General features: G+C 39.6%; 18 protein-coding genes. 10 read left to right on the top strand and 8 right to left on the bottom strand.

Going from position 1 to position 23,389, the window contains the following annotated elements:
• Nucleotides 1-161: 161 nt before the first annotated feature.
• Nucleotides 162-398, bottom strand: a complete 237-nt coding sequence (locus AC0L4E_RS12890; RefSeq protein ID WP_473679505.1) for a hypothetical protein — start codon at nucleotides 396-398, stop codon at nucleotides 162-164.
• A gap of 181 nt (nucleotides 399-579) precedes the next feature.
• On the opposite strand from AC0L4E_RS12890, the gene AC0L4E_RS12885 reads away from it, so the two are divergent.
• From AC0L4E_RS12885 to rlmM, 4 genes are all read left to right on the top strand, one after another.
• Nucleotides 580-1,494, top strand: a complete 915-nt coding sequence (locus tag AC0L4E_RS12885) for a transcriptional regulator GcvA (RefSeq protein WP_473679504.1) — start codon at nucleotides 580-582, stop codon at nucleotides 1,492-1,494.
• Between the two features lie 50 nt (nucleotides 1,495-1,544).
• Nucleotides 1,545-2,276, top strand: a complete 732-nt coding sequence (locus AC0L4E_RS12880) for an alpha/beta family hydrolase (protein WP_473681644.1) — start codon at nucleotides 1,545-1,547, stop codon at nucleotides 2,274-2,276.
• A gap of 38 nt (nucleotides 2,277-2,314) precedes the next feature.
• Nucleotides 2,315-2,704, top strand: coding sequence for a DUF423 domain-containing protein (locus AC0L4E_RS12875; protein ID WP_473679503.1), 390 nt, complete (start codon nucleotides 2,315-2,317; stop codon nucleotides 2,702-2,704).
• Between the two features lie 200 nt (nucleotides 2,705-2,904).
• The gene (rlmM, locus tag AC0L4E_RS12870) at nucleotides 2,905-3,999 is read left to right on the top strand and encodes a 23S rRNA (cytidine(2498)-2'-O)-methyltransferase RlmM (RefSeq protein WP_473679502.1); all 1,095 of its coding nucleotides are present in this window, start codon (nucleotides 2,905-2,907) and stop codon (nucleotides 3,997-3,999) included.
• A gap of 132 nt (nucleotides 4,000-4,131) precedes the next feature.
• On the opposite strand, the gene AC0L4E_RS12865 is transcribed toward rlmM, so the two are convergent.
• Entirely contained in the window at nucleotides 4,132-5,142 is a 1,011-nt protein-coding gene (locus AC0L4E_RS12865; RefSeq protein ID WP_220754816.1) for an isocitrate dehydrogenase, read from the bottom strand.
• 481 nt (nucleotides 5,143-5,623) lie between these two features.
• Between AC0L4E_RS12865 and AC0L4E_RS12860 the strand changes: the two genes are divergently transcribed.
• Nucleotides 5,624-8,386 (top strand): S9 family peptidase, encoded by a 2,763-nt coding sequence (locus AC0L4E_RS12860; RefSeq protein WP_473679501.1) that lies wholly within the window; start codon nucleotides 5,624-5,626, stop codon nucleotides 8,384-8,386.
• A gap of 117 nt (nucleotides 8,387-8,503) precedes the next feature.
• Here AC0L4E_RS12860 and AC0L4E_RS12855 read toward each other — a convergent pair whose 3' ends face one another.
• The 5 genes from AC0L4E_RS12855 to AC0L4E_RS12835 all read right to left on the bottom strand — a co-directional run bounded on the left by AC0L4E_RS12855 (nucleotide 8,504) and on the right by AC0L4E_RS12835 (nucleotide 15,213).
• Nucleotides 8,504-8,971 (bottom strand): DUF3192 domain-containing protein, encoded by a 468-nt coding sequence (locus AC0L4E_RS12855; protein WP_473679500.1) that lies wholly within the window; start codon nucleotides 8,969-8,971, stop codon nucleotides 8,504-8,506.
• Between the two features lie 3 nt (nucleotides 8,972-8,974).
• Complete coding sequence (xni, locus tag AC0L4E_RS12850; protein ID WP_473679499.1) at nucleotides 8,975-9,751, bottom strand: flap endonuclease Xni; 777 nt, start codon at nucleotides 9,749-9,751, stop codon at nucleotides 8,975-8,977.
• Between the two features lie 174 nt (nucleotides 9,752-9,925).
• Entirely contained in the window at nucleotides 9,926-11,290 is a 1,365-nt protein-coding gene (ppnN, locus tag AC0L4E_RS12845; RefSeq protein ID WP_473679498.1) for a nucleotide 5'-monophosphate nucleosidase PpnN, read from the bottom strand.
• Nucleotides 11,291-11,325: 35 nt separating this feature from the next.
• Nucleotides 11,326-12,882 carry a GGDEF domain-containing protein gene (locus AC0L4E_RS12840; protein ID WP_473679497.1) on the bottom strand — a complete coding sequence of 519 codons (1,557 nt, stop codon included), beginning with the start codon at nucleotides 12,880-12,882 and terminating at the stop codon, nucleotides 11,326-11,328.
• 171 nt (nucleotides 12,883-13,053) lie between these two features.
• Nucleotides 13,054-15,213 carry a tetratricopeptide repeat protein gene (locus AC0L4E_RS12835; protein ID WP_473679496.1) on the bottom strand — a complete coding sequence of 720 codons (2,160 nt, stop codon included), beginning with the start codon at nucleotides 15,211-15,213 and terminating at the stop codon, nucleotides 13,054-13,056.
• 186 nt (nucleotides 15,214-15,399) lie between these two features.
• Here AC0L4E_RS12835 and AC0L4E_RS12830 point away from each other — a divergent pair, with 186 nt between their 5' ends.
• Nucleotides 15,400-17,205: a M61 family metallopeptidase gene (locus AC0L4E_RS12830; RefSeq protein ID WP_473679495.1), complete on the top strand. Its 1,806-nt coding sequence runs from the start codon at nucleotides 15,400-15,402 to the stop codon at nucleotides 17,203-17,205.
• Between the two features lie 141 nt (nucleotides 17,206-17,346).
• Here the strand turns inward: AC0L4E_RS12830 and rdgC are convergent, their stop codons facing one another.
• Nucleotides 17,347-18,258 (bottom strand): recombination-associated protein RdgC, encoded by a 912-nt coding sequence (gene rdgC / locus AC0L4E_RS12825; RefSeq protein ID WP_473679494.1) that lies wholly within the window; start codon nucleotides 18,256-18,258, stop codon nucleotides 17,347-17,349.
• Between the two features lie 344 nt (nucleotides 18,259-18,602).
• Between rdgC and AC0L4E_RS12820 the strand changes: the two genes are divergently transcribed.
• The 4 genes from AC0L4E_RS12820 (at nucleotide 18,603) to AC0L4E_RS12805 (ending at nucleotide 23,199) form a co-directional block, all read left to right on the top strand.
• Nucleotides 18,603-19,562: a porin gene (locus tag AC0L4E_RS12820; RefSeq protein ID WP_473679493.1), complete on the top strand. Its 960-nt coding sequence runs from the start codon at nucleotides 18,603-18,605 to the stop codon at nucleotides 19,560-19,562.
• 217 nt (nucleotides 19,563-19,779) lie between these two features.
• On the top strand, nucleotides 19,780-20,469 hold the full coding sequence (gene phoB / locus AC0L4E_RS12815) for a phosphate regulon transcriptional regulator PhoB (protein WP_102529072.1): 690 nt from the start codon (nucleotides 19,780-19,782) through the stop codon (nucleotides 20,467-20,469).
• Between the two features lie 219 nt (nucleotides 20,470-20,688).
• Entirely contained in the window at nucleotides 20,689-21,987 is a 1,299-nt protein-coding gene (gene phoR / locus AC0L4E_RS12810) for a phosphate regulon sensor histidine kinase PhoR (RefSeq protein WP_473679492.1), read from the top strand.
• A 267-nt stretch (nucleotides 21,988-22,254) separates the two neighbouring features.
• A complete protein-coding gene (locus AC0L4E_RS12805) occupies nucleotides 22,255-23,199 on the top strand; it encodes a hypothetical protein (RefSeq protein WP_473679491.1) in 945 nt (314 codons plus the stop codon).
• The last annotated feature ends 190 nt before the right edge of the window (nucleotides 23,200-23,389 follow it).

Below are 23,389 nucleotides of genomic sequence, written 5' to 3'. Positions count from 1 at the left end.
AAAATGAAATAGCCAACGGTATGACGCCGCTGGCTATTTTTTTAACTGAATTATTAGCAAACTGAGATAACCCCAATTATTTGCTAATAAAGGGGCATAAAAAAACCGCATTACCATAAATTTGGCTAATGCGGTTTTTTTGAAACTGTTTTTACAGTAGATTATTCAGCAATGCGAACTTCTGCTGTAGTCACTACAGTTTGGTCTTCTTTGTCGGCAACTAAGGTGCTTTTTACATCGACATCAACGTTGTTCTGCATTTCTGTCATGCTTTGTTCAAACTCAGCGTTGATTGATGCTTGAAGATCGCTGATATCAATGGTGGTATCAGTTGCGTTCGCAGCAAAAGTAAAAGAAGAGAGTAAAGCTACAGTAGCTAAAGTTTTTAAGTTAAACATAAAGGGTCGCCTCCGGGCTGACAAATCACACTGTCGGACACTTCCTCTTTTCCATTTTGAGATTGTCCAACTCACTATATTTCAATGGTTATAATTTAAACGAACAGAGTGTTCTTTACAAACGACAAAAAATAACGATAATCATTAGAAAAACTAATTAAAAAACGAGAGATTGATCACTATGTCGAGAAGATTGCCACCTTTAAATGCTGTTAAAGCATTCGAAGCAGCTGCTAGACACTTGAGTTTTACTCGTGCAGCAGAAGAGCTATTTGTCACTCAAGCGGCAGTGAGTCATCAAATCAAAGCGTTAGAAGATTTTTTAGGCTTAAAGCTATTTCGACGTAAAAACCGTTCTTTGTTACTAACCGAAGAAGGACAGAGTTACTTCCTCGATATTAAAGATATATTTATCCAACTTGGGGATTCCACCGACCGTCTTTTAGCCAGAAGTGCAATTGGTTCGTTAACCGTAAGTATGTCTCCAAGCTTTGCTATTCAATGGCTTGTGCCAAGGTTAGCAAAATTTAGCGAGAAAAATCCTGATATTGATGTTCGAATTAAAGCCGTGGATAGTGAAGCTGATTCGTTAACTGATGACGTGGATGTTGCCATTTATTATGGCCAAGGAAACTGGCCTGGACTACGCGCCGATAAATTGCGTAATGAAGTGCTTATTCCAGTATGTTCGCCTTTATTGTTGAGTGGACCTAAACCATTAGAGAAGCCCAGCGATTTAAAAAATCATACTTTATTACATGACTCAAGCCGCCATGATTGGCAGGCTTGGTTTAGACAATGCGGGATTAGTGAAATTAATGTTAACTCAGGTCCTATCTTCAGTCATTCGTCACTAGTTTTGCAGGCTGCGGCGCATGGTCAAGGTGTTGCATTGGGCTATAGCGTACTAGCAAGACCTGATATTAAAGCTGGTCGACTAGTGTGTCCTTTTTCAGAAGTGCTTGTCAGCAAAGATGCTTATTATTTGGTTTGTCAGCAGAATCACTCAGAACTTGGCAAAGTGTCTGCGTTTAGAGAGTGGATGGTGGACATGTTTGCTGAAGAGTCCCGTAGCGAACTACTGGCTGGTGGCTAATACGGCCCTAGTACAATAATTAAACGCAATGAGCAGTAATAGAAAAAATGATGAAAGTTGATGACGTAGTAGCTAACAACCCCATACAGGCCATTGAATCTATTTTACTGGGTGAGCCAAGTAAAACCTTAGTGATATTTGCTCATGGCGCCGGCGCCAATATGCATTCAGAATTTATGGAACAAGTAGCTGAAGACCTAGCCAAAACAGGTGTACAAGTTTTACGGTTTAATTTTTTGTACATGCAAGCCAATATGCAAGATGGCAAACGCAGACCGCCTGATAGAGCGCCTAAGTTGCTTAATTACTATCAACAGGTTTTAGCTGACGTATCGAATCAAATTAAAGACGGCAGTTTAGTCGCAGAAAATATATTCCTCATGGGTAAATCCATGGGAGGTAGAATGTCAGCGATGCTAATGACCCCTGAGTTAAGTGACATTGCTAAAGTGGAAATCCACCCAGAGTTTGAGCAAGTTAAAAAGCTTATCAAAGGTGTTGTGTGTTTAGGTTACCCGTTTGTGCCGCTTAAAGGTGGCGAACCACGTTTAGCTCCCATTAATAATGCGACGACTCCAGTGTTGGTGTTGCAAGGGGAGCGAGATAAATTTGGTGGTAAAGCTGAAATCCCAAATTGGGCAATTGATGAATCAATCTCATTAGGGTGGATTACTGATGGCGATCATAGTTTTAAACCTAGGAAGTCGTCAGGTACAAGCTTAGAGGCTAATTTGCAAGCCTGCGTTAAACAATGTCAGCAGTTTATAACATCACAGATTTAATCACTTTTTATGATAGTAGAATTTATAAAGGCAATGAAATGAAAAAAGGCTTGTTATTGTTAGCGACACTGAGCGGTTTTTTAGCGGTAGGGTTAGGTGCTTTTGGCGCTCATGGACTTAAAAATATCGCCCCACCTGAACTTGTCGCTATTTTTAAGCTAGGTGTGGATTATCATTTTTATCATACCTTTGCGATCATTGCTGTGGCATTTGCCGGCCATTGGATATCTTCAAAATTACTTAATTGGGCAGCAGGTTTGTTTTTTGTCGGCATATTGCTGTTTTCTGGTTCGTTATATGTGTATGCATTCACGGGCGCTAAATGGATTGGTCCGATAACGCCGATGGGCGGGTTTTGTATGCTTTTAGGCTGGTTGTTGTTTGCTGTGGCGATTTTTAAGCAAAATGACGACGATAAAGCTAGTTAGCTGTATAACATAACATTCAATATTTAATCAAAGCAGCTGAAATACATCATTTCAGCTGCTTTTTTTGTTTTGGTTTTTTGTCTTTTCAATTTACACAGTGTCAGTAAAGTTGCGTATAATGCAGCTCATTATTGTATTTTTATTCGTACACACTAACGCTACTCACTATAGAGCGGCGTTATTGAAGCTTAAGGTTCACCATGAAAAACCTATTTTTGTTCTGCCGTGCAGGCTATGAGAAAGATTGTGCTGCAGAAATTCAACAGCGCGCAGCTGACTTGAATATTGGTGGTTTTGTTAAAACCAATACCAACGATGCCTATGTTATTTACCAATGCTTTGAAGAAGATGGTGGTGAGCAGCTAGCTAAAAAAATTGAGTTAAACTCACTCGTGTTTGCTAGACAAATGTTTGCAGCAAATGACTTATTAAAAGATTTGCCAGAAACTGATCGCATGTCGCCAATTGTGGCTGCATTAGCGGGAGTAACTAAAGCTGGTGAGTTAAGAGTTGAGACCCCAGATACCAACGAAGCAAAAGAGCTTTCAGGTTTTTGTCGCAAATTTACTGTGCCACTTCGCCAAGGCTTAAAAAAGTCAGGCTCTTTACTTGCGCAAGAAAATGATAGAAGACCGATTATCCACGTTTGTTTTGTGGCACCAGGTCAAGCCTATGTCGGTTATTCGCTGACTAATAATAGCTCGCCACATTTCATGGGTATTCCACGCCTTAAAATGGCGGCTGATGCACCAAGTCGCTCAAGTCTTAAATTAGATGAAGCTTTTGGCCACTTTTTAACTAAAGAAGAACAAGAGCAACGCTGCCGTTCTGGCTTACATTCGGTCGATTTAGGTGCTTGTCCAGGTGGCTGGACTTATCAACTTGTTCGTCGAGGTATGTTTGTTGCTGCTGTTGATAATGGCCCTATGGATCAAAAGTTAATGGATACAGGACAAGTACGTCACTACCGCGCCGACGGTTTCCGCTTTGAGCCGCCAAGAAAGAACATTTATTGGTTAGTGTGTGACATGGTTGAAAAGCCTTCACGCGTAGCTGAGCTTATGGAAGCATGGGCGATTAATGGGTGGTTTAAAGAAGCAATTTTTAACTTAAAACTGCCAATGAAAAGCCGTTATAAAGAAGTCAAACAAATTCTTGATACTATGGCTGAGATTTTAAAAGAAAATGAAATCGATGATTTTAAAATCCAATGTAAGCACCTTTATCATGATCGTGATGAAGTGACAGTGCATTTATGGGTTAAGCCTAATACAGCTTGGAATTTTCACGATTAAGTCACAACTGACATCGCGAGTTGGCATTACGTGTTTATATAGCGAATAAATAAGAGATATTAAAAAGCCCTTAGTGAATCACTAAGGGCTTTTTTAAAACTTTTATATTACCGACTTATTGCCTGTATGAAATTAACCTAAACGGTCAATAACAGCTTGAGTGAAGTCAGTAGTACCATGAGTACCACCTAAATCACGAGTAGTACGGTCACCTTCTTCAATCACTGCAGAAACTGCACTGCGGATCATTTCAGCTTTATCAGCCATACCTAAGTATTCAAGCATTTGGATAGAGGCAAGGATAACTGAAGTTGGGTTAGCTAAGTTTTTACCAGCGATATCAGGTGCACTACCGTGAACAGCTTCAAAAATTGCAGCGTCACTACCAATGTTAGCACCTGGCGCCATACCTAGGCCGCCAACAAGGCCTGCACATAAGTCAGATAAAATGTCGCCGAATAGATTAGTGGTAACTAAGACATCGAAGTTTTCTGGATTCATAACCAACTTCATACAAGTTGCGTCTACGATCATTTCTTCTGTTTCGATATCTGGGTAACGTAGGCTAACTTCACGAGCTACTTTCAAGAATAAACCTGAAGTAGATTTCATGATGTTGGCTTTGTGGACGATAGTGACTTTTTTACGGTTTTCTTTACGTGCAAGTTCATAAGCAAATGTTGTGATTTGCTCTGCGCCTTGACGTGTAATGATACTGGTGGCTTCTGCTGTAGCACCGTCATCAGATACTTTTTGGCCTAAACCTGAATACATACCTTCAGTGTTTTCACGAACGGTAATAATATCAATATTGTCGTAACGTGCTTGAGTACCTTTAAAAGAAAGCACTGGACGTACGTTAGCGTATAAGCTGAATTTTTTACGTAGACTAACGTTAATTGAAGTGAAGCCTTCACCCACTGGTGTAGTAAGTGGACCTTTCAAAGTAATACGGTTTTTCTCGATGAGGTCTAAGGTACGCTGTGGTACTAATTCACCTTGTTTTTCTAGTGCGGCTAAACCGGCGTCTGCAAATTCATATTCAAAGTCGCAACCAGCCTTGTCGAGAATCTTTAAAGCGGAATCGATAATGCTTGGTCCAATCCCATCACCTGGGATTACAGTTATAGTACGTTTTGGCATGGATAGTCCTTCCACTTAGTGGTTACTGCATTTTCCTGTAAGTGTTAATAACACGGTTACGGGACGATTAACTAACGGTTTTGTTGCGGCGCATTTTAACGAATTTTGAAATTTTTTTACAGGATTTAGTGAGTTTAATCACATATTTTTTATATTTTTTAAGTTAATCCTCAGCTGATTGCTTTAAGATATTCACAACAGCTTAATTTAAAGGTTCAATATGCGTCATATTTCGACTTCGATTGTTGCTGAAACGTTAACTTAGCGGGTCGATTTACCAAGACAGCTTATTGCGGTTAGATTTTTTGAACAGACGACTTTGGTCTAACAGCTTAATAAACAACCTTTATTATCAAGTTCGCTAATTTTAATACGATACTGAACGATATATTTCAAATTGAAGCAAATGTGTCGTTTCTCAAGGTTGAAGTAGAAATGAGTCATTAAGGCTTAACTGCTTAAAATAATAAATATAATGAGGATGACTTTGAAGTTACATAAACTTATTCCTTTGACGTTACTGACAGCGTCAATGTCGCTTACCGCGGCTGAGCAAGCCACTTCTTTATCGCTGAATGACATCATGCATTTTGAAACGCTTAAACAGCCTGTACTTTCTGATAATGGAAGAACATTAGCTGTTGAAGCTATGCCTGATAGAGGCGATAGCCGTGCTTTAATCAATATCATCGAATCTAAGAAGCAGTTTGTCATAGCGGGCGGATCAGACGTTCAAGTAAATAGCCAAGGTAGCTATGCTATCGCAACGCTTAATCCATCTTTATTAGATAAAGAAACTTTAAAGAAGTCTGAGCTTAGTTCTGGACTGGCATTACTGAATACCGCAACGGGTGAACAACAACGTTTCGAAAAGGTAAAACAGGCAGAGTTTAGTGATGATGGATTATTTTTAGCGATCTGGTTTGACGTTGAAGATGAAAAACAGGCTGATTCAGATGATAAAGATGCGCCTAAAATCAATGAAAAAGACATTGGTAGCGAGATTAAGCTGATTAAATTAGCTGACAATTCTAGCCATGATTTTGTCAATGTCACTCAATTTACTTTTGACCGGGTGGGTAAGAACTTTGTTGTTGCCATAAATGACATCAAAGCAAAGCAACATTTCATCAAAAAAGTAAACCTAGCGAATAATACGCTAAAGCAATTGTATAAAAGTACTGATAATCAAATAGGTGAGTTGAGTCTATCTGACGATGGTAATTGGTTAGCCTTTACCCAAGGCGCCGCAACTGATGATCGTGATGAGCGAGAGTATCAGCTTTCGTTATTGAGCTTGGAAACTTTCAAACTTAAAGAAACCCCACAAGATGATGATTGGACCTTAAACCAATATTCTAAAGTCTTTTTCTCAGAAGACAGTTTACGCCTTTTCTTAGGCCGTGTTCCGCAGGTTGATAAAGTTATCTCGCTTGCTGAAATAGAAACCGAAGCTGATTTATTTGATGAAACTGTGGTAACAGGGTTGCGCAACTTAAAAGTCTGGCATGGCGATGATCCCAAAATTAAGCCACATGAAATCAAACAATATTCAAAAGAGGTAAAGCGCACTTACTTAGCCGTGCTTCATATTAATGCTAATCGCATTGTTCAACTTGCCGATGAAACGATCCCAAATGTTCAGTATGGAGAGCAGCAGCGTTACTTGTTAGCGACCTCTGATGTGCCTTATCAGAAGATGATTACTTGGGCAGGTTTTTATCAAGATGTGTATTTAGTTGATTTAAACACGGGCAGAAAGCAGCAGTTATTAACGCAGCACCCAACTAATGAAATGCCAACTTTGTCACCAAACGCTCGTTTTGTTGCATATTATCAGCAAGGTCAGCTATTTATGTATGACATTGCAGGAGTAAGAAAGCACACTATTTCAAGAAATATTAATGTGGGTTTTGCCAATGAAGACCACGACTACCCAGGTAATGCACCAAGCTATGGGTTTGGTCCTTGGTTAGCTGATGGTTCTGGCATTATCGCATATGACAAATATGATGTCTGGCAGTTCAATACATCGTCTTTTGACGGATTCATGCTAACAAAAGGCCAAGGCCGTGAGACGAGTACGCAGTTGAGAATTGAAGGTCTATATGAAGATCAAAATGCTCCAGCTGAAGTGACTCAGGAACAGTCAGTGCTAATTCATGGTTATAACGAATCGACTAAAGCAGACAGTTTATATAGTGCGACGATTGGCGTCCCCGGATTGACTGAGTTAGTGGATAGTAAAGCTAAGCTTAAAGTCCTTGCACGCAGTAAGAATGCTGACACCATTGTGTATTCAAAAGAGCGTTATGATTTATACCCAGACCTTTACACCGCAAGTGTGACTTCACCAAATGATGCGGTTAAACAAACGGATCTGGATAAGCAACGTGCTGGCTTTAATTGGGGCAGTGCTGAACTGGTTCAGTGGAGCGATGCTGATGGCCGCAAAACCGATGGTGTATTAATTAAGCCAACTAATTATCAAGAGGGTAAACAATACCCTGTGATGGTTTACTTCTATCGCTTTATGAGTGACCGTTTACATTCGTTCCCTCACATGGCAATTAATCATCGTCCAAACTTTGCTTGGTATGCTGATAATGGTTACGCTATTTTCTTACCAGATATCCGCTTTGAAGTCGGCTATCCTGGTGCATCAGCAGTTAAAGGGTTAACTTCTGGAGTACAAAAGCTGATTGATATGGGGATTGCAGATCCTAATGCTATTGGTATTCAAGGTCACTCTTGGGGCGGTTACCAAACGGCTTTTGCAGTGACTCAAACCAATATCTTTAAAGCGGCAGTGACTGGCGCGCCAGTATCGAATATGACCAGTGCTTACAGTGGCATTCGTCATGGTTCTGGTTTAGCGCGTCAATTCCAATATGAGACAGGACAAAGCCGTATTGCAGAAAGCCTATTTCAATCTCCACAAAAATACATTGAGAACTCACCTGTTTTTTATGTCGAGCGTATTCAAACACCTATGATGATCATGTTTGGTGACAAGGATGATGCTGTGCCTTGGGAGCAAGGAGTTGAACTTTATTTAGCTATGCGACGCACCGGCAAAGATGTCGTGTTTTTACAATATGAAGATGAGCCACATCATTTGAAGAAATACCCTAATAAACTGGATTATACAATTCGTATGAAGCAGTACTTTGACCATTACTTAAAAGGGGCAAAAGCACCAGAGTGGTTAGAGAAAGGCGAGGCTTATAAAGAATATAAATAGTCCAAAGGTTAACGGCCTATTTAATCATAGGCTTTGACCGATTAAGACATAAAAAATGCCACATTAAGTGGCATTTTTTATGACTGCAATTTCTGTCATTTACATCTTTACGAGGTGTTACTGTTGCTGAGAACTCGCGGACTGTTCTTGCTCGACAGAAGTGGGTTGCGAATTGACAGCGGGTGTTGATTCTATGACAACATTCAATATTGGGATTTGTAGAAACTGATCGTAAGTTTCTTGTCCCCAAGCGATGAGCTGATCATCTTTAAATAATAATGGAGTACATTCATCTTTGGTTGTTTTGCCGTCAGATTTCACGTGGTGCGTGCGGTAAAACATAATTTGAAAGTTAGCATCTGCGGTGGCTTTAGCTTCGGTGAAGTCTGCTCGGCCCATTTTTTGACGAATACTCGCAATACTCTGGCCAATGGTGATTTCACTAAGCATTCTATGATTAAACTCTTGTCTTTCCTGCCAGCTGCGGTCTTCAGGGCGGGGTTCATAGACGAGTACTACAGTAATGGCGAATACCACATAAGCAATAAACATTGAGGCAATAAGAAACGATAGGGAAGGCTTCATTATCTAAACTCTCCCTTCATGACTAGAAGGGACTCTGAATTGTTTCAGATTGATATTGAGTGGCATATGACATTGAAGTTGGGCGAGTTTATAGCTCACTCGTGCCATTTCTTTACCATCTAATAACTTCTGAGCTTGCTTTGCTCCTAGGTTATCAATTGATTTATATAAGTTGGCAAGACTTCTGAATTTGTTGAGTAAGTCAGCAGCTGACTTAGGGCCAATTCCAGCAATGCCAGGGACTTTGTTTCCTGAGTCGCCGGTTAAGGCAATAAAGTCCAAAATTTGATTTTGCTGCACAGCGAGTTTTTTCTCATATTCTTTAATATCAAAATATTGCTGCTTAAAGTGATCCCATATATCAATATTATTCTGACTGATTTGGCCAAAGCCTTTATCGGTAGAAACAATAATGGCTTGACCATTATTTTCAGCAATCTTTGTCGCTAAAGTCGCAATGACATCATCGGCTTCAGAAAGTGCGTCATGTGAATGCACGTTGACTTCAGCTAAAGCTGCTTTGATATCAGCTAAGCCTGACTTTAATGGCGCCGGCATAGGCTTGCGGCCTTTTTTATAGTCAGGGTATAACTGTTTTCGCCATGACTCCTCATCGCCATCCCATACAACTATGGCATGGCTGGGTTGATGATGTTTTAACAGTTTTTTGGCCGCTGAAATAGTGCGCTCTTTTACACTGGTGATGTCATTTTCATCTGGCAGTACAGCATGAATACGTCTAACAAGATTGAGACCATCAATGATCAATAGTTTATTCATGTTTAATCTTTTTTCGTTGCTGGTGGCACGGCTTAATAGAGCCTTGCAGGGAATATTTTATTTTTAACATCACAGGATAATTTATTCCATGTGATGCAGATTATGATGACTAATCATATAGCTATTTAACATGATATTAAACAAGGCACTGTATTTTACTTTGTTATTCCTAACTTACTCGTCTTGGGAGACTATTTGATAGCAAGGGACATAAGCGCTACCTGGCAGTTTCATTCTTTGCTGTTTAACAAAAGCGTTTAGCAGTTTATCCATCATCGTCATTAACTGTTTGTCACCGCGGATTTCAAAGGGGCCAAATTCGTCGATTAATTTGATAGTATCGCTTTTTACATTACCAGCCACAATACCTGAAAACGCACGTCTAAGTGTTGCCGCAAGCTCTGCTTTATTTGGCTGAAAATATAGATGCAAATTTCCCATCACATCGTGTGTAGGCTCAAATGGTAGTTGAAACTCTGGCTCTATTTTTAATGACCACTGAAATTGATAGGCATCGCCTAAACTTTTGCGTGTCTCTTTTACCTTTTGCATGCCTTGCTTCATTATGCGACCGACTTTTACAGGATCATCAATAATGATTTGATATTTGTCCTGGGCTTCTTGACCTAGTGTTGCACCAATAAAAGCATCGATTTCGGTAAAATAATCTGCGCTTTCTTTAGGGCCGGTTAAAATGAGTGGGAATGGCAGCTCTTGGTTGGCTTGGTTTAGTAAAATGCCCAAGATATAAAGCAGTTCTTCTGCAGTACCTGCGCCGCCAGGAAAAATAACAACTCCATGGCCTAAGCGAACAAAGGCTTCTAAGCGCTTTTCAATATCAGGTAATATGACTAATTCATTGACGATTTGGTTTGGCGGTTCGGCTGCAATAATACTGGGCTCGGTCAGTCCTATGTATCTGGCATTACTGACCCGTTGTTTAGCATGACCAATAGCTGCGCCTTTCATCGGTCCTTCCATGGCCCCAGGGCCACAACCAGTGCAAATATCTAGGCCTCTCAAGCCTAGTTCATAGCCGACTTCCCGAGTATATTGATATTCAATGGCGTTAATACTGTGGCCGCCCCAACATACCACGACGTTAGGATCTTTCATCGGCGAGATGACTCGAGCATTACGCAGAATATCGAACACAACATTGGTTATGTGACTGGCATTGGTGAGGTTGATGTGTTTTAAATTATCGTATTTGTTATCGATATAGACAATATCGCGTAGTACTGCAAAAAGATGCTCTTGAATTCCGGCAATGATTTCGCCATCAACAAAGGCTTGCTCTGGAGGATTAATTAACTCGATGAGTAGGCCACGCTCACGCTGCAGTACATTAATATCAAAATTGGAGTAAGTGTCGAATAGCGCTTCAGAGCTATCACTTTGCAGACCAGAGGCGAGAACGGCTAAAGAGCAGTTTCTAAGAAGTTGGTATAGTTCGCTTTTAGCGCTTTGTTTAAGGCGATTTACTTCCATTTGAGACAGTTGATCTAAACTGCCTCTGGGACTTATTTTTACAATCATATGCAACTCCTCAAAGAGATGAGTTGCAGTTGATATTAAATATCGATTACGACTCTATCTCTGCCATTATTTTTGGCTTTATATAGCGCAGCATCAGCACGTTCAAATGTCTCTTCGATACGCTCGTTGTCCATAACTTTTGCTGCACCAATGGATAATGTGACGGTAATACGCTGATTCTTAAATTTAAAAGGAATGTTCTTAATTTTTTCTCGTACACGGTTTAATAATAAACCAATATTGTCTTCATTGACTTCTGGTAGCAATAAAACAAATTCTTCACCGCCATATCTTGCGACAAATTCACTCTCTCGAAGGGAGTTTTTAAGCGCCATTGCGATAACTTGTAAGGTCTTATCACCCGTGCTGTGACCAAAGTTATCATTCACAGATTTAAAGTAATCAATATCAGTGACAGCCACCCAAAGTGGGGTATTAAAGCGTTTATGGTTTCTAAATTCTTGTTCCATACGATCTTCGAGAGCTGCCCGGTTAGGTAATTGTGTCAGTGGATCGAGTAAATTAAGTTTTTGATGCTCGAATAGCTTTTCTTTATAGGCATTGGCTTCTTTAGTCATGCTTGAGAGTTCTTTTCGCATCGACTCGATTGATTTACGTAATAAAGCTTGTTCCCGACTTTCCAATGCCTCTTTACGACTCAGGGCATCTTTTAGTGAAGCAAGTTGTACGGTAAGCGCTGTCTTTAATGATAATGAATCATCGGATTCAATTAGAATTCCATCTGCATTATCTACCCGTAAGTTGATTTCTTTATTAAGTTGAGTCTTAATTTGCTGTGAGCGATCGTTGTTGTTTGCTGTGTTGGTGACAACATCGCGCACCACACTAATGGCATCATTTAATGAATATAAGAAGTCTTGAGAAGCCGTTTTCTCACGGGCAATGTTGTTGAGCAATAAACTCAAAATGGTTTGATAGGATTCAAGTAAGGTATTGAGTTTAATATCACCCATTAATACTTCTTTCATCACTAAAATTTGATCGCGCTGTTCTTTTCTAAACTCTATCTCTGAAATTTTATGCGCCAGCTCTTTCGCTAGGATTAGGTGCTGAGGCAAGATGACATGGTCATCGCTATCTGCAAATTCCTTTTGAAGAATATGTTCATAAAAACTAATGACTTGCTCTACTTTTGGGATGTACTCCCATATAGTATGGATAGGCTTATTGAGATCTTTTTTGAAGTAATTAATTTCTTTTTTAATTTCATCAGGGGCTGAGTCAACTCTTTGTATCTGGCTGATGACACGAGATAGACTAGTACGACTCTCTTCTAAACGGGTCATTGTGTGGTGATACTGGCCTTTTAACAGGCGTTCAATTTCCACTAACTCTGGCAGTGCTTCATCAATCTGATCATAGCCTTGCAGATGATGACGTAATTTAGCTAAACGATTATCAAGTTCCAGGTTTTGTCCTTTGCAAGCTAGACTCAAATGCCCTAAAAATTGGATTAAAGTGCGTAATTTTTCATTACGATCTTCATGAATTTCTTCGAGGGCCAACTTAGCTGAATTAAGTTTCTGTTTTAATAGTGAAACTTGCGAAACAGCAGTTGAAGAATCTTTCATGCGTTTAGGCTCCCTGAAATGAACAAATAAATAACTAACAACTTCAATCATCTAGCGAGTTGAATGTTACAGATTGTATAGTAAAAACCACACTTTTAATACGCTATCAATTAACTATATATATGTATCGGCAAGTTCGTATGAAAGCTGAACTAACTGAAATTTTAGTGGTTAATTTTTAGGCCATTTGATATCCGAAATAGCCCTATTAGTCTCTGCTCGAATAATACCTCTTTGCAATGCATGAGTTAGGTTTAAATATAGAGGTTTAAAAAAGATTGCTGCTGGTGCAAAGTTTAATGTTCGAATACTGACGTAAGTATGGCCTATATCTATGCTTTTTGCTGCTGCCAATGCATATTGTACCGTTTCAAACTGTAATTCGGTGGTTAGTCTTAAATCCGGGTTCGCCAACAAAGGCAAATTGATGTGACCCATGATGCAATCTAACTCAAGATTCTGTAACTCAGAGTAGTTGGGCACATTAGTATTGATTGTTAACGCTTGATGAGAAAGTACCTCTGATATTTGAATTAAAGTTTGCTCTGGTGGTAAAGGGTCAGTAAAACAGAATGCAAACTCACCGGGTTTAATCAAATAAACTTTGCAGCTTAATTGTGCTTCAAATTGATTGATTAGGTTTTCGGTGATGACTTTAGATTCTGTAAGTCCAAATTCATTGTCTAAATCGGCCAATAGCTTAACACTAGCCAGAGCTATGGTTTTAGGTGAGCTCTCATCAGACATGCAGTGTAATAGCCCTTGGTACCCTTTAAGTTGAGTTTGAGGCTCTTGTAGGACTTGATTAGCAAGTAAGGCTTTTTGTTGTTTGAAGCTGTTTAATCTTTTTAAGCTATAAAGCCAGGCAAAAGATAAAATAAAGATGGCGGCAAGCAAGATGATAATAGCCATTTGCTGATCTTTACTATTTTTAATATAACCGCTGAGTTTGTGTTGATAGATATTGATTTCAAACTTTAATTTTTCTTCAGTTAAGTTTGATGTGAGTGTTTCTTCAACAGGTTCTTCTTCAGTGTTTTGTTGCATTTGGACTAATCTGTCCATCATTTCTAGAGCCGCAGGGTAATTGCGTTCTTCTCTATATGCTTTGGCTAAATATTCAAGTGCTTCTTGTTGCGCATCAGGTAATTGCTTTGAATCGGCTATGATTAATGCGGCAATCCCGTGAGTTATCGTTTCTTTCCACAATGACTGTTCAGACAATGCTTGGGCAAATAGCAACTCATTATAAACCAAGTAATGCATGATCCCTTTTTCTCTAAATATATCATTAGCCATTTGTAAATAGCTCATGGCTGAAGGGTAATTACTTAAATGAAGATAGGCTTCGCCAATGTTATGGAAATTAAGCCCTTGGCTTATTCTTCGATTATGTTTTTCATCTAATTGCTGTGCATTCAGGTAGTAGTCAATGGCTTTATTCCACTGTTCTTGATTAGCATAGATCATTGCAATGACAGTCATCGCTTTAGACTGAGATGCATCTCGCCCCAGCTTTTGATAACTGATTGCGGCTTCGTTGGCATTCTTAAGGGCTTCATCCCATTGACCTAGGTCGCGGTAAGCCCGAGATAGCTGAAACTGAGTTTGCGCTTGAATGACGGGATAGTTTAAACGGTTTGAAATTCGATAAGCTTCACTGTGATGTTGCAGTGCTTTAGCGAGTTGATTGCGGCCCGTGTAGTAAATGCCTATTGCTGTTTCAGATAGGGCGATGAAGTAATCATTACGCAGTCGATAGGCAATTTCACGGTAGCGTTTGTAATGATATAAGGCTTGCGTGTCTTGTTTCACTAATGTGTGTAAAGAGCTTAAGTTCTGATGCAGTATAAATTGCAAATTTAGACTTTGGTTATCATTGATATTGCTTATTTTATTAAGGGCTTCTTTAAATAAAATGATCGATTGTTTGTACTGTTGATCTTCAAGGCCTCTTATTCTCCCTTCAAGTAGTAAAATAATTGCTTCATGCATTGGTGTTTCTGCAAGAGATTCAAGCTGCTGAGTCAATAAACGGGCGTTATTAATTTTGTCTTCAGCTTTAAGGGCTGTTTCTAGAAACAATCGCGCCAAAATCTCTAAATCAGCATGTAACTCATCAGGGCGGTACTTTAAAGAGTCGGCAATGGCTTCAAATTCAGAGCGATTATTAAATGACAGTGGAAATTGAGTACGGGCTTTAAGTCGCTCGAATAATACATTGGGGGTTTCCATAAACTCAATTTCGCGTTGTTGGTTAACCTCAGCGTGAGCAGGAAACGTTACAATTAATAACAGTAAGGCGTGACAGAAAATAATGAGTTTTTGCATGGATTAATAACGACCTTATTATTATTTTTGTAAGCTTTTGTTGGAAGTGGGTGGGCGAACAATCTCGCTTGTTATAATATTATTTCGTAAAGATTAAACTTACCGTAAAGAATTTGTATGATATTGAAAACAAATAACTACAATGCATAAAAAACATAACAAGAATAATAACAGAAGGAATGTAGAGTGAAAGTCTCAAAACTGGCTATTTTTACTGCAGGGGTATTTTTTTCAGCAAATAGCCTTGCTGAAGTGAACTACCAAATTGATTTAACCCAACCACAGCATCACTTAGCAAAAGTAAAAGTGAGCTTTCCCGAATCATCAGCTGATGTGTTAACCGTTAACTTACCCGTATGGCGTACAGGTAAGTATGCTGTGCTGCCGTTAGCTGACGGCATTCGTCTTTTTGAAGCAACAGATAGCCAAGGAAAACCATTAACTTGGCAGCGGAGTGCTACAGGTGAATGGCAAGTTAACTTAACTAAACCTACTGAAGTGAATGTGACTTATCAGCTCTATGCCAATGACTTAGGTACTCGGGTGCGTCATATCGACAATACTCATGCATATCTAGATGCCAGTGGTGTGTTTATGTATAGCCCTGAGTTTCGGGATGATAATGTCAAAGTATCAATGAAAGTGCCTAAGGGGTGGGATAGCCATTCAGGTATGGAAAAGGGCCGTAAATCTCATTCTTTTATTGCCGATAACTATGATGTGCTTATTGATTCCCCAATAGAAACTGGTGTTAACACTCACTATAGCTTCGAAGCTGATGGCAGAGATTACGAACTTGTTTTTTGGGGCGAAGGCAATTACGACGCTAAGCAAGTTGTAGAAGATTTAACAAAAATCAGTAGTACAGCTAGCGTTATTTGGGATGACTATCCGTTTGAGCGTTATGTTTATATGGTACATGCAACCAGCGGTGCTCGTGGGGCTACAGAGCATTTAAACTCGACGATTATTCAATTACCTCGCTTTAATTTCAGAGAGCGCAAAGATTATTTACGCTTTATCAGCACGGCTTCACACGAGTTTATTCATACTTGGAATGTAAAGGCGTATCGTCCACAAGGATTGGTGCCTTACGATTATCAAGAAGCTAGCATGACAGAGTTACTTTGGATGGCCGAAGGTTCTACTAGCTACTTTCAAAATCAGTTATTGCTGCGTGCAGATGTGATCACTCCGAAGGAGTTTTTTGCCGACTTAGCTAAGCGAGTGAATAGCAATATGCACAAACCGGGTCGTGAAATTCAATCCGTATCAGAGGCTAGCCTTAATGAATGGACGAATACTGGTGGGGATTACGCGATAAACCACGGAGTGAATATTTACTCAGAAGGATATCTAGCATCTTTATCGTTAGACTTTAACTTGCTGAGTGATACTGAGTTAACGCATTCATATCGTGATGTTCATCGCCAGCTGTATCGTGATTTTAAATTGCCTAAGGGTTATAACGTCGATGACGTCAAAAGTATTTTAAACCGTTTATCGGGCAAGGATTATCAAGCTTGGTGGCAACAACATATTACTTCGCCGTTCAGTTTAGATTTTGATTCGCTATTAGCAAAGGCGGGTTTGGTTATTAGCTATGGCAAAAACGATGAGGCCACTGTTTATAGCGGATTAAGATTAACCGGTGCACATGATGATCTAACCTTGGTACACGTTAGCCGTAACAGCCCAGCTTGGAATGCCGGTGTGGTTGCAGGAGATGAAATTGTTGCCATTAATGGATTAAAAGTGACTGCCGCAGGCTTTAAAAAGCGTTTAGAAGACTTTAAACCTAGTGATGAGATTATAGTGTCATTGTTTAATAATGATCAGTTAAAGCAGATTGTTATTAAGCTGGATGAGCAGCCAAAAGGTGAGCTATCTATTAAAGGTATTGAAGACGCCAGTATTGAGCAAAAAGCGTTCTTAAAAGCATGGCTTGGAATTGATTGGCCATTTGATGAAGCTGGCAGCTTTCTTAAATAAGAGGTTTTATCAAATAAGCTCTCTCAAATAAGTCGCTTTTGAGAGAACGAAGTTAAGAAAAAGCCCCCATAACCTAAGTTGTGGGGGCTTTTTAAATTTATACGCTTATTTTCAAACTATTGCGTTGAAAATCGACAGCAATTAAATATTTTCTTCAATTGGACCAAGTGCTTGCTTAAGCGAATTGATGAAGGCTACAAGTTCGCCGCCCATCAATGCGAAATCCGCATCTAATTTAGCTAATGGATCTTCAGTGCCAACATCATCAGTCGCTGCTCTAAATTCTTCTGAAAATTTAAGGCGTTTTACGCTGGCATCTGATTGCAATAAAAATGCAATAGATTGGCCAAAATGAAGTGCCAATTTATGCACTTGTTTACCTGTGGCTAAATGAGCCAGAACTTCATCTTCTTGAAGCACTTGTTGCTTAAAGCGAACTATGCCGCCTTCATCTGAATCTGATTTCAGTTCAGCTTCATCTTGCATCTCAAATGGCTGTGGAGATGAGCCGTTACGTAACCACTCAGTCAATGTCGTTTCAATTGGCGTTGTGAAATGTAAAGGTACAACAGGCAAGCTGCCTAATGCTTTACGTAATAAAGCCAATAACTCTTCAGCTTTTGCTGCACTAGAGCTGTCCACGAGGATCATTTCAAGTTCAGGCATGATAAGCGCATGAGTTTGACTACGACGAGAAAATGCTCGCGGTAGCAATGTCATGGTTATCTCTTCTTTCATCGCGTCTTTTTCTTTCTTTGTGACTTTGCGACTTTCTTGATCTTCAATCATCGCCACTTTTTCATCAATGGCTTCCTTGATGACTTGGCCAGGAAGGATTTTTTCTTCTTTGGTGACACAAATTAGGTGACGGTTCTCAGCACTGTGTACTAAGGCTTGGCCTTTTTTGCCTAAAGCATTGGAAAAACCAAACTTGCTGATGTCTTGGCTTGAGCAAGGAGAAAAGGTGAAGTCTTCTAAAGCTGTTTCGAGTGCCTCGGTATCGGTAGTGAAAGGCTTGTTGAAACGATAAAGGGTGAGATTTTTAAACCACATATAAGGCGCTCATCAAAATTAAAAATGCAGTTTACGGTATCACAGCGCTGGGGTAAACCTTCAGGTTAATGATGAAAGATTGTCGTTAGAACAGAATTCATTAAATTGTCATAATTGCTTACCTGGTTATATTTTCTTTTTAAAACAGCGGCTTATTTGTTTTGTTGTGTGGTTTATTTAGCGTTGGCTAAATAAAATTAACGGATTGAAATATTTCTGCAACAAAAGGCGTGCAATATTCGCCTCGTTCCCAAGCTATTGGTTAGCAGTAATCTGTTAGTTCCAACCAAATAGCAGCAAAAACTAGGTGTAAAACACCAATAAATTATGTCTAAAGGATGATAATGATGAACGCTTTTTATAAAACTCTAGTTGCTTCAGCTATTACCGCTGCTACGCTTTCAACTGCACACGCTGCTGAGCCTCTTGAAGTATACGGTAAGTTAAATGTTACTGTTCAATCGAATGATGAAGGCAATGGTTCAGTTACAGAAATTCAAAGTAATGCGTCTCGTTTTGGTGTTAAAGGCGGATTTGAATTAAGCGATTCTTTAGAAGCGTTCTACACAATTGAGTATCAAGTTGATACGGGCAACTCAAGCTCTGATAACTTCACAGCACGTAACCAGTTTGTTGGTTTAAAAGGTGATTTTGGTTCTTTTGCTGTTGGTCGTAACGACACGATGCTTAAAAAGTCACAAGGTAAAGTTGACCAATTCAACGATTACTCTGGTGATTTAAAAGCGCTATTCAAAGGCGAAAACCGTTTAGCACAAACTGCAACTTACTTAACACCTAAGTTTGGTGATTTCCAAGTGGGTGTGACTTACGCTGCAGAAGGCGATAGCAAGCAAGAAGAAAATGATGGCTTCAGCCTTGCAGCTATGTATGGTGATTCAGGCCTTAAGAGCACGCCAGTTTACGCTGCACTTGCCTATGATTCAGAAGTAGCTGGCTACGACATCGTTCGTGCAACTGTTCAAGGTAAAATTGCTGGTTTAGTACTAGGTGGTATGTACCAACAAGAAGAAGCTGTTGATAGCGGCGAAAGCATTGATGGTTACTTACTAAGTGCTGCATACAAAATTCAACAAGTGACGTTGAAAGCACAATACCAAGACATGGAAGACAAAGGTGATTCATGGTCAATCGGTGCAGATTACTCACTAGGCAAGCCAACTAAACTATTTGCCTTCTACACTGACCGTACTTCAATGGGTACAGTGGAAGAAGATGATGGCGAAATCATCGATATCTCAATCGATGAAAGCTACTTCGCTGTAGGTATCGAGCACAAATTCTAAATTGAGTCGTTATTCATAACGATTTAATCAGAATAAAGTAGTATCACAAAGGAGGCGCATGTCTCCTTTGTGTGTTTTTAAACCAATGATCTAAGCTAAAACATGATAGATTTATGACAAAAATATGATTTTGTAGGCTTTATTAGCCCTAAGATCATATTTCTGTAATAAAACTGACCAATAATACTCATGCGGCAAATTAATCACAGAAACTATTATGACAGCTAAGATTTTAATTGTAGAAGATGAATCAGCGATCAGAGAGATGCTGACCTTTGTTATGGAACAACACGGTTTTACCACATCTGCTGCTGAAGATTTTGATTCAGCGATAGACTTACTGCAAGAACCTTATCCAGACTTGATCTTGTTGGATTGGATGTTCCCAGGTGGCAGTGGTATACAATTAGCGAAGCGTTTAAAGCAAGATGAGTTTACACGTCAAATCCCTATCATCATGCTCACAGCTCGTGGTGAGGAAGAAGACAAGGTAAAAGGCTTAGAAGTCGGCGCTGACGATTACATCACTAAACCTTTCTCTCCTAAGGAGCTGGTTGCACGTATTAAGGCGGTATTACGTCGCAGTGCACCAACACGTTTAGAAGAAACGATTGATGTACAGGGTTTGCTACTTGACCCAGTGAGTCATCGAGTATCGGTAGGTGAGTCAGTTCTTGATATGGGGCCTACAGAATTTAGATTATTGCATTTCTTCATGACACATCCAGAACGTGTTTATAGCCGTGAACAGCTACTAGATAATGTCTGGGGTACCAACGTCTATGTTGAAGATAGAACCGTAGATGTACATATTCGTCGCTTACGTAAGGCCGTTGAAGACTCTGGACATGATAAGCTTATCCAGACCGTACGCGGTGCGGGTTACCGTTTTTCAACCAGAATGTAATCACTCATTTTGGCCGCGGATGAAAGACTGCTGAATCGAATTGTTTATAAATGATACATACAGGAAGTGTTGTTTCGTTGACACATTTATTCAGCAGTTTTTTTAACAATCGGCTATAGTCAGTGTCATCATTTTAAGCTATCTTGTGAGCCATTATTTCTACCGACAATTAGTTAAAAATCCACTAAGAGATTATTTTCATTAATTATTAGGCTGCTTATGTTTCGATCTTATTCAGGATCCCGGTTGCTCCTACGCCTCGTTGGAATACTGCTAGTTTTTGCCCTCATCGGCGTCATCATTGATCAAGTCTCTCTTGCCATTATTGTTGGCAGTATTTTACTTTTAGGTTGGCATTATCGACAAATAAGTCGTCTAAACTTTTGGCTTTGGAAAGACAGAAAGCTAACTCCGCCTCAAGGTTCTGGCAGCTGGGAAGGGATCTTTAACGGTATTTATCGGCTTCAGGGTAAAAATCGTCGTCGTGTAGGTCAACTAGCGTCATTACTTAGCCGATTTAGACAAGGTGCTGAAGCGCTTCCTGATGCTGCAGTGGTACTCGACTCTGAGCACAACATTCTTTGGTGTAATAAACTGGCGCAATTGATACTGGGTTTCGTTTGGCCACAAGATAATGGCCAGCGAATAGATAATCTAATTCGTCATCCAGATTTTTCTGATTACCTAAAAAAAGGCGACTTTAAAGAGCCGCTTGAACTTGCGTCTCCAATATCAGAGCAACGGTTATTAGAAATACGCTTGATGAGTTATGGTGACAGGCAATTATTGCTAATTGCGCGAGATGTTACTCGAATCAATCAGCTAGAAGGCATGCGTAAAGAGTTTGTGGCAAATGTCTCTCATGAACTCAAAACACCGCTAACTGTTATTCAAGGTTACTTAGAGATCATGCAAAGTATGGAAGAGCCAGACAGCATGAATCACAAGCCTCTTAATTTAATGCAACAACAAACCCGTCGTATGCAGTCGATGGTAGAACAGTTATTAGCATTATCCCGTATTGAAGACGGTGCAGATATCGACCTTGAGCAAACCATCAATATGCGTCCAATGCTTGATATTTTGAAAGATGAGGCCTTAGCTTTAGCGCTGGACCAGTATGAATTGACTTTCTATATTGAAGAAAACTTAAATTGTCATGGCAATGAGGTACAACTGAGAAGTGCGTGTACTAACTTAATATCTAATGCGATTCGCTATACTGAACCCGGTGGAAAAATTTCTATTAGATGGGAAACGGTGCCAACAGGGGCTAGGTTTAGTGTGACAGACACAGGTCTTGGTATTGCGCCGCAGCATATTAATAGACTGACAGAGCGTTTCTACCGGGTTGATAATGCCCGTTCAAGTAAAACTGGTGGAAGTGGCTTAGGTTTAGCGATAGTTAAACATGCGTTGAATCATCACTATAGTGAATTGAATATCACCAGTGAACTTGAAAAGGGCAGTTGTTTTAGCTTTATTATTCCAACCCATTTAGTGGTTAATAAAAACTGACATAAGATTTAACACGTTTGCGTGAAATAACTTTTATAAGGCCAATTCAATTTCATTGAGTTGGCTTTTTTGTTGGATGAAATATTTCATATCTACACGATGTGATGGGCTTAACAGCCTTGGTTCATTGATTGCTTAATTACTTCTCCAGTTTAATTAATATGTTTTACAATATGTATCAGGGCTGTTTTTCTAAATAAAGCAGTTCTTCAAATAAGTTAATTTCTAAACCAGACCGTCTCTCACATTCATTATCATTTCGGAATTATGGCTAATTACTCTCAAAACATAAGTGGTTTTTTACTGCTCTCTATTATCAGTTTGTCGTCTTGGGCTGAAAATGATGTCAAAGAGCTGGTAGAACAGCAAACAACCCCTGCTCATTGGAGTGGTTTGCCCTTGATGGCAGACAAAGCTGCAGAGCGCGGTCATGAACTACCGATCCCTGTGGGAGTTAGCCTTTTTTATAACAATATTGATGCTGACTATGTAGCGGTGAATGACTTTCAAGTACAGGTAGATGGAGGTCTATTGGGGTTTAGAGGGCCAAATGACTATGTTGTACCAGCAGAAGATGTCAGCATTACTGGCACGGATAGAAGCGTACAGTTGAAAGTCGATGCTTGGATATTACCGTTTTGGAATGTCTACGGGTTACTTGGTTATACCGAGGGAAGCAAAAACATCCAAGCTAAGCTAGATAATGTTGAAGGGTTACCTTGTGACGAGGCATGTAATGGCATCGTATTGCCTATTCCTATCGAATACACAGCCAAAAACTATGGAATAGGAACAGTACTAGCAGGGCAAATTGACCCGATAATCGGTGATACTCCCGTCATCGTGATGGCAGTAGGTGCGATTGTCAAAGCGCACACAGATACCACTGACAGTGTTATTAAGACTAAGCTTGCTTCTGTGAGAATAGGGCAGCGTTTTGATGTCGGCAGTGACAAACTTGCTTGGTTTTTAGCATTTAGCCATCAGAGTGTTAATCAGAATGTCACAGGAGACTATTCTTTTGTGGGGACCGAACTTGAACCCTTAATGGAAGAGGTAAAGTTTGATATTGACCTTGCTAAAGAAGAGACTAAAAACATGTCTTTTAGCGTCAATTATGACTTTGGCTCTAAGAATGAATGGAATTTTTATGCTGAATACGGTTTCTTAAATTGGCAGCATTTAATTGTCGGTTTCGGTCGTAGGTTTTAATTTAAACGGAAACTGGCTGTCATAATTTTGTAGTTATGCCGCTATATTTTTTGTGTTGCTTCTTGTTTTTAGTGGTGTTATGGCACTGATTTTATTGTCTTTTATGTTATGTGTCACTACGTTTGGAAGGTTTGTTTCTTAATTGTTTAAAATGTTGATTGTCATACAACTGTCACATATTGGTCATAGA

This window comes from Shewanella sp. GJ50-10 (assembly GCF_055808815.1).
Note: the sequence above shows the minus strand (reverse complement) of the source record. Positions and strands in the feature narration are given on the sequence as shown.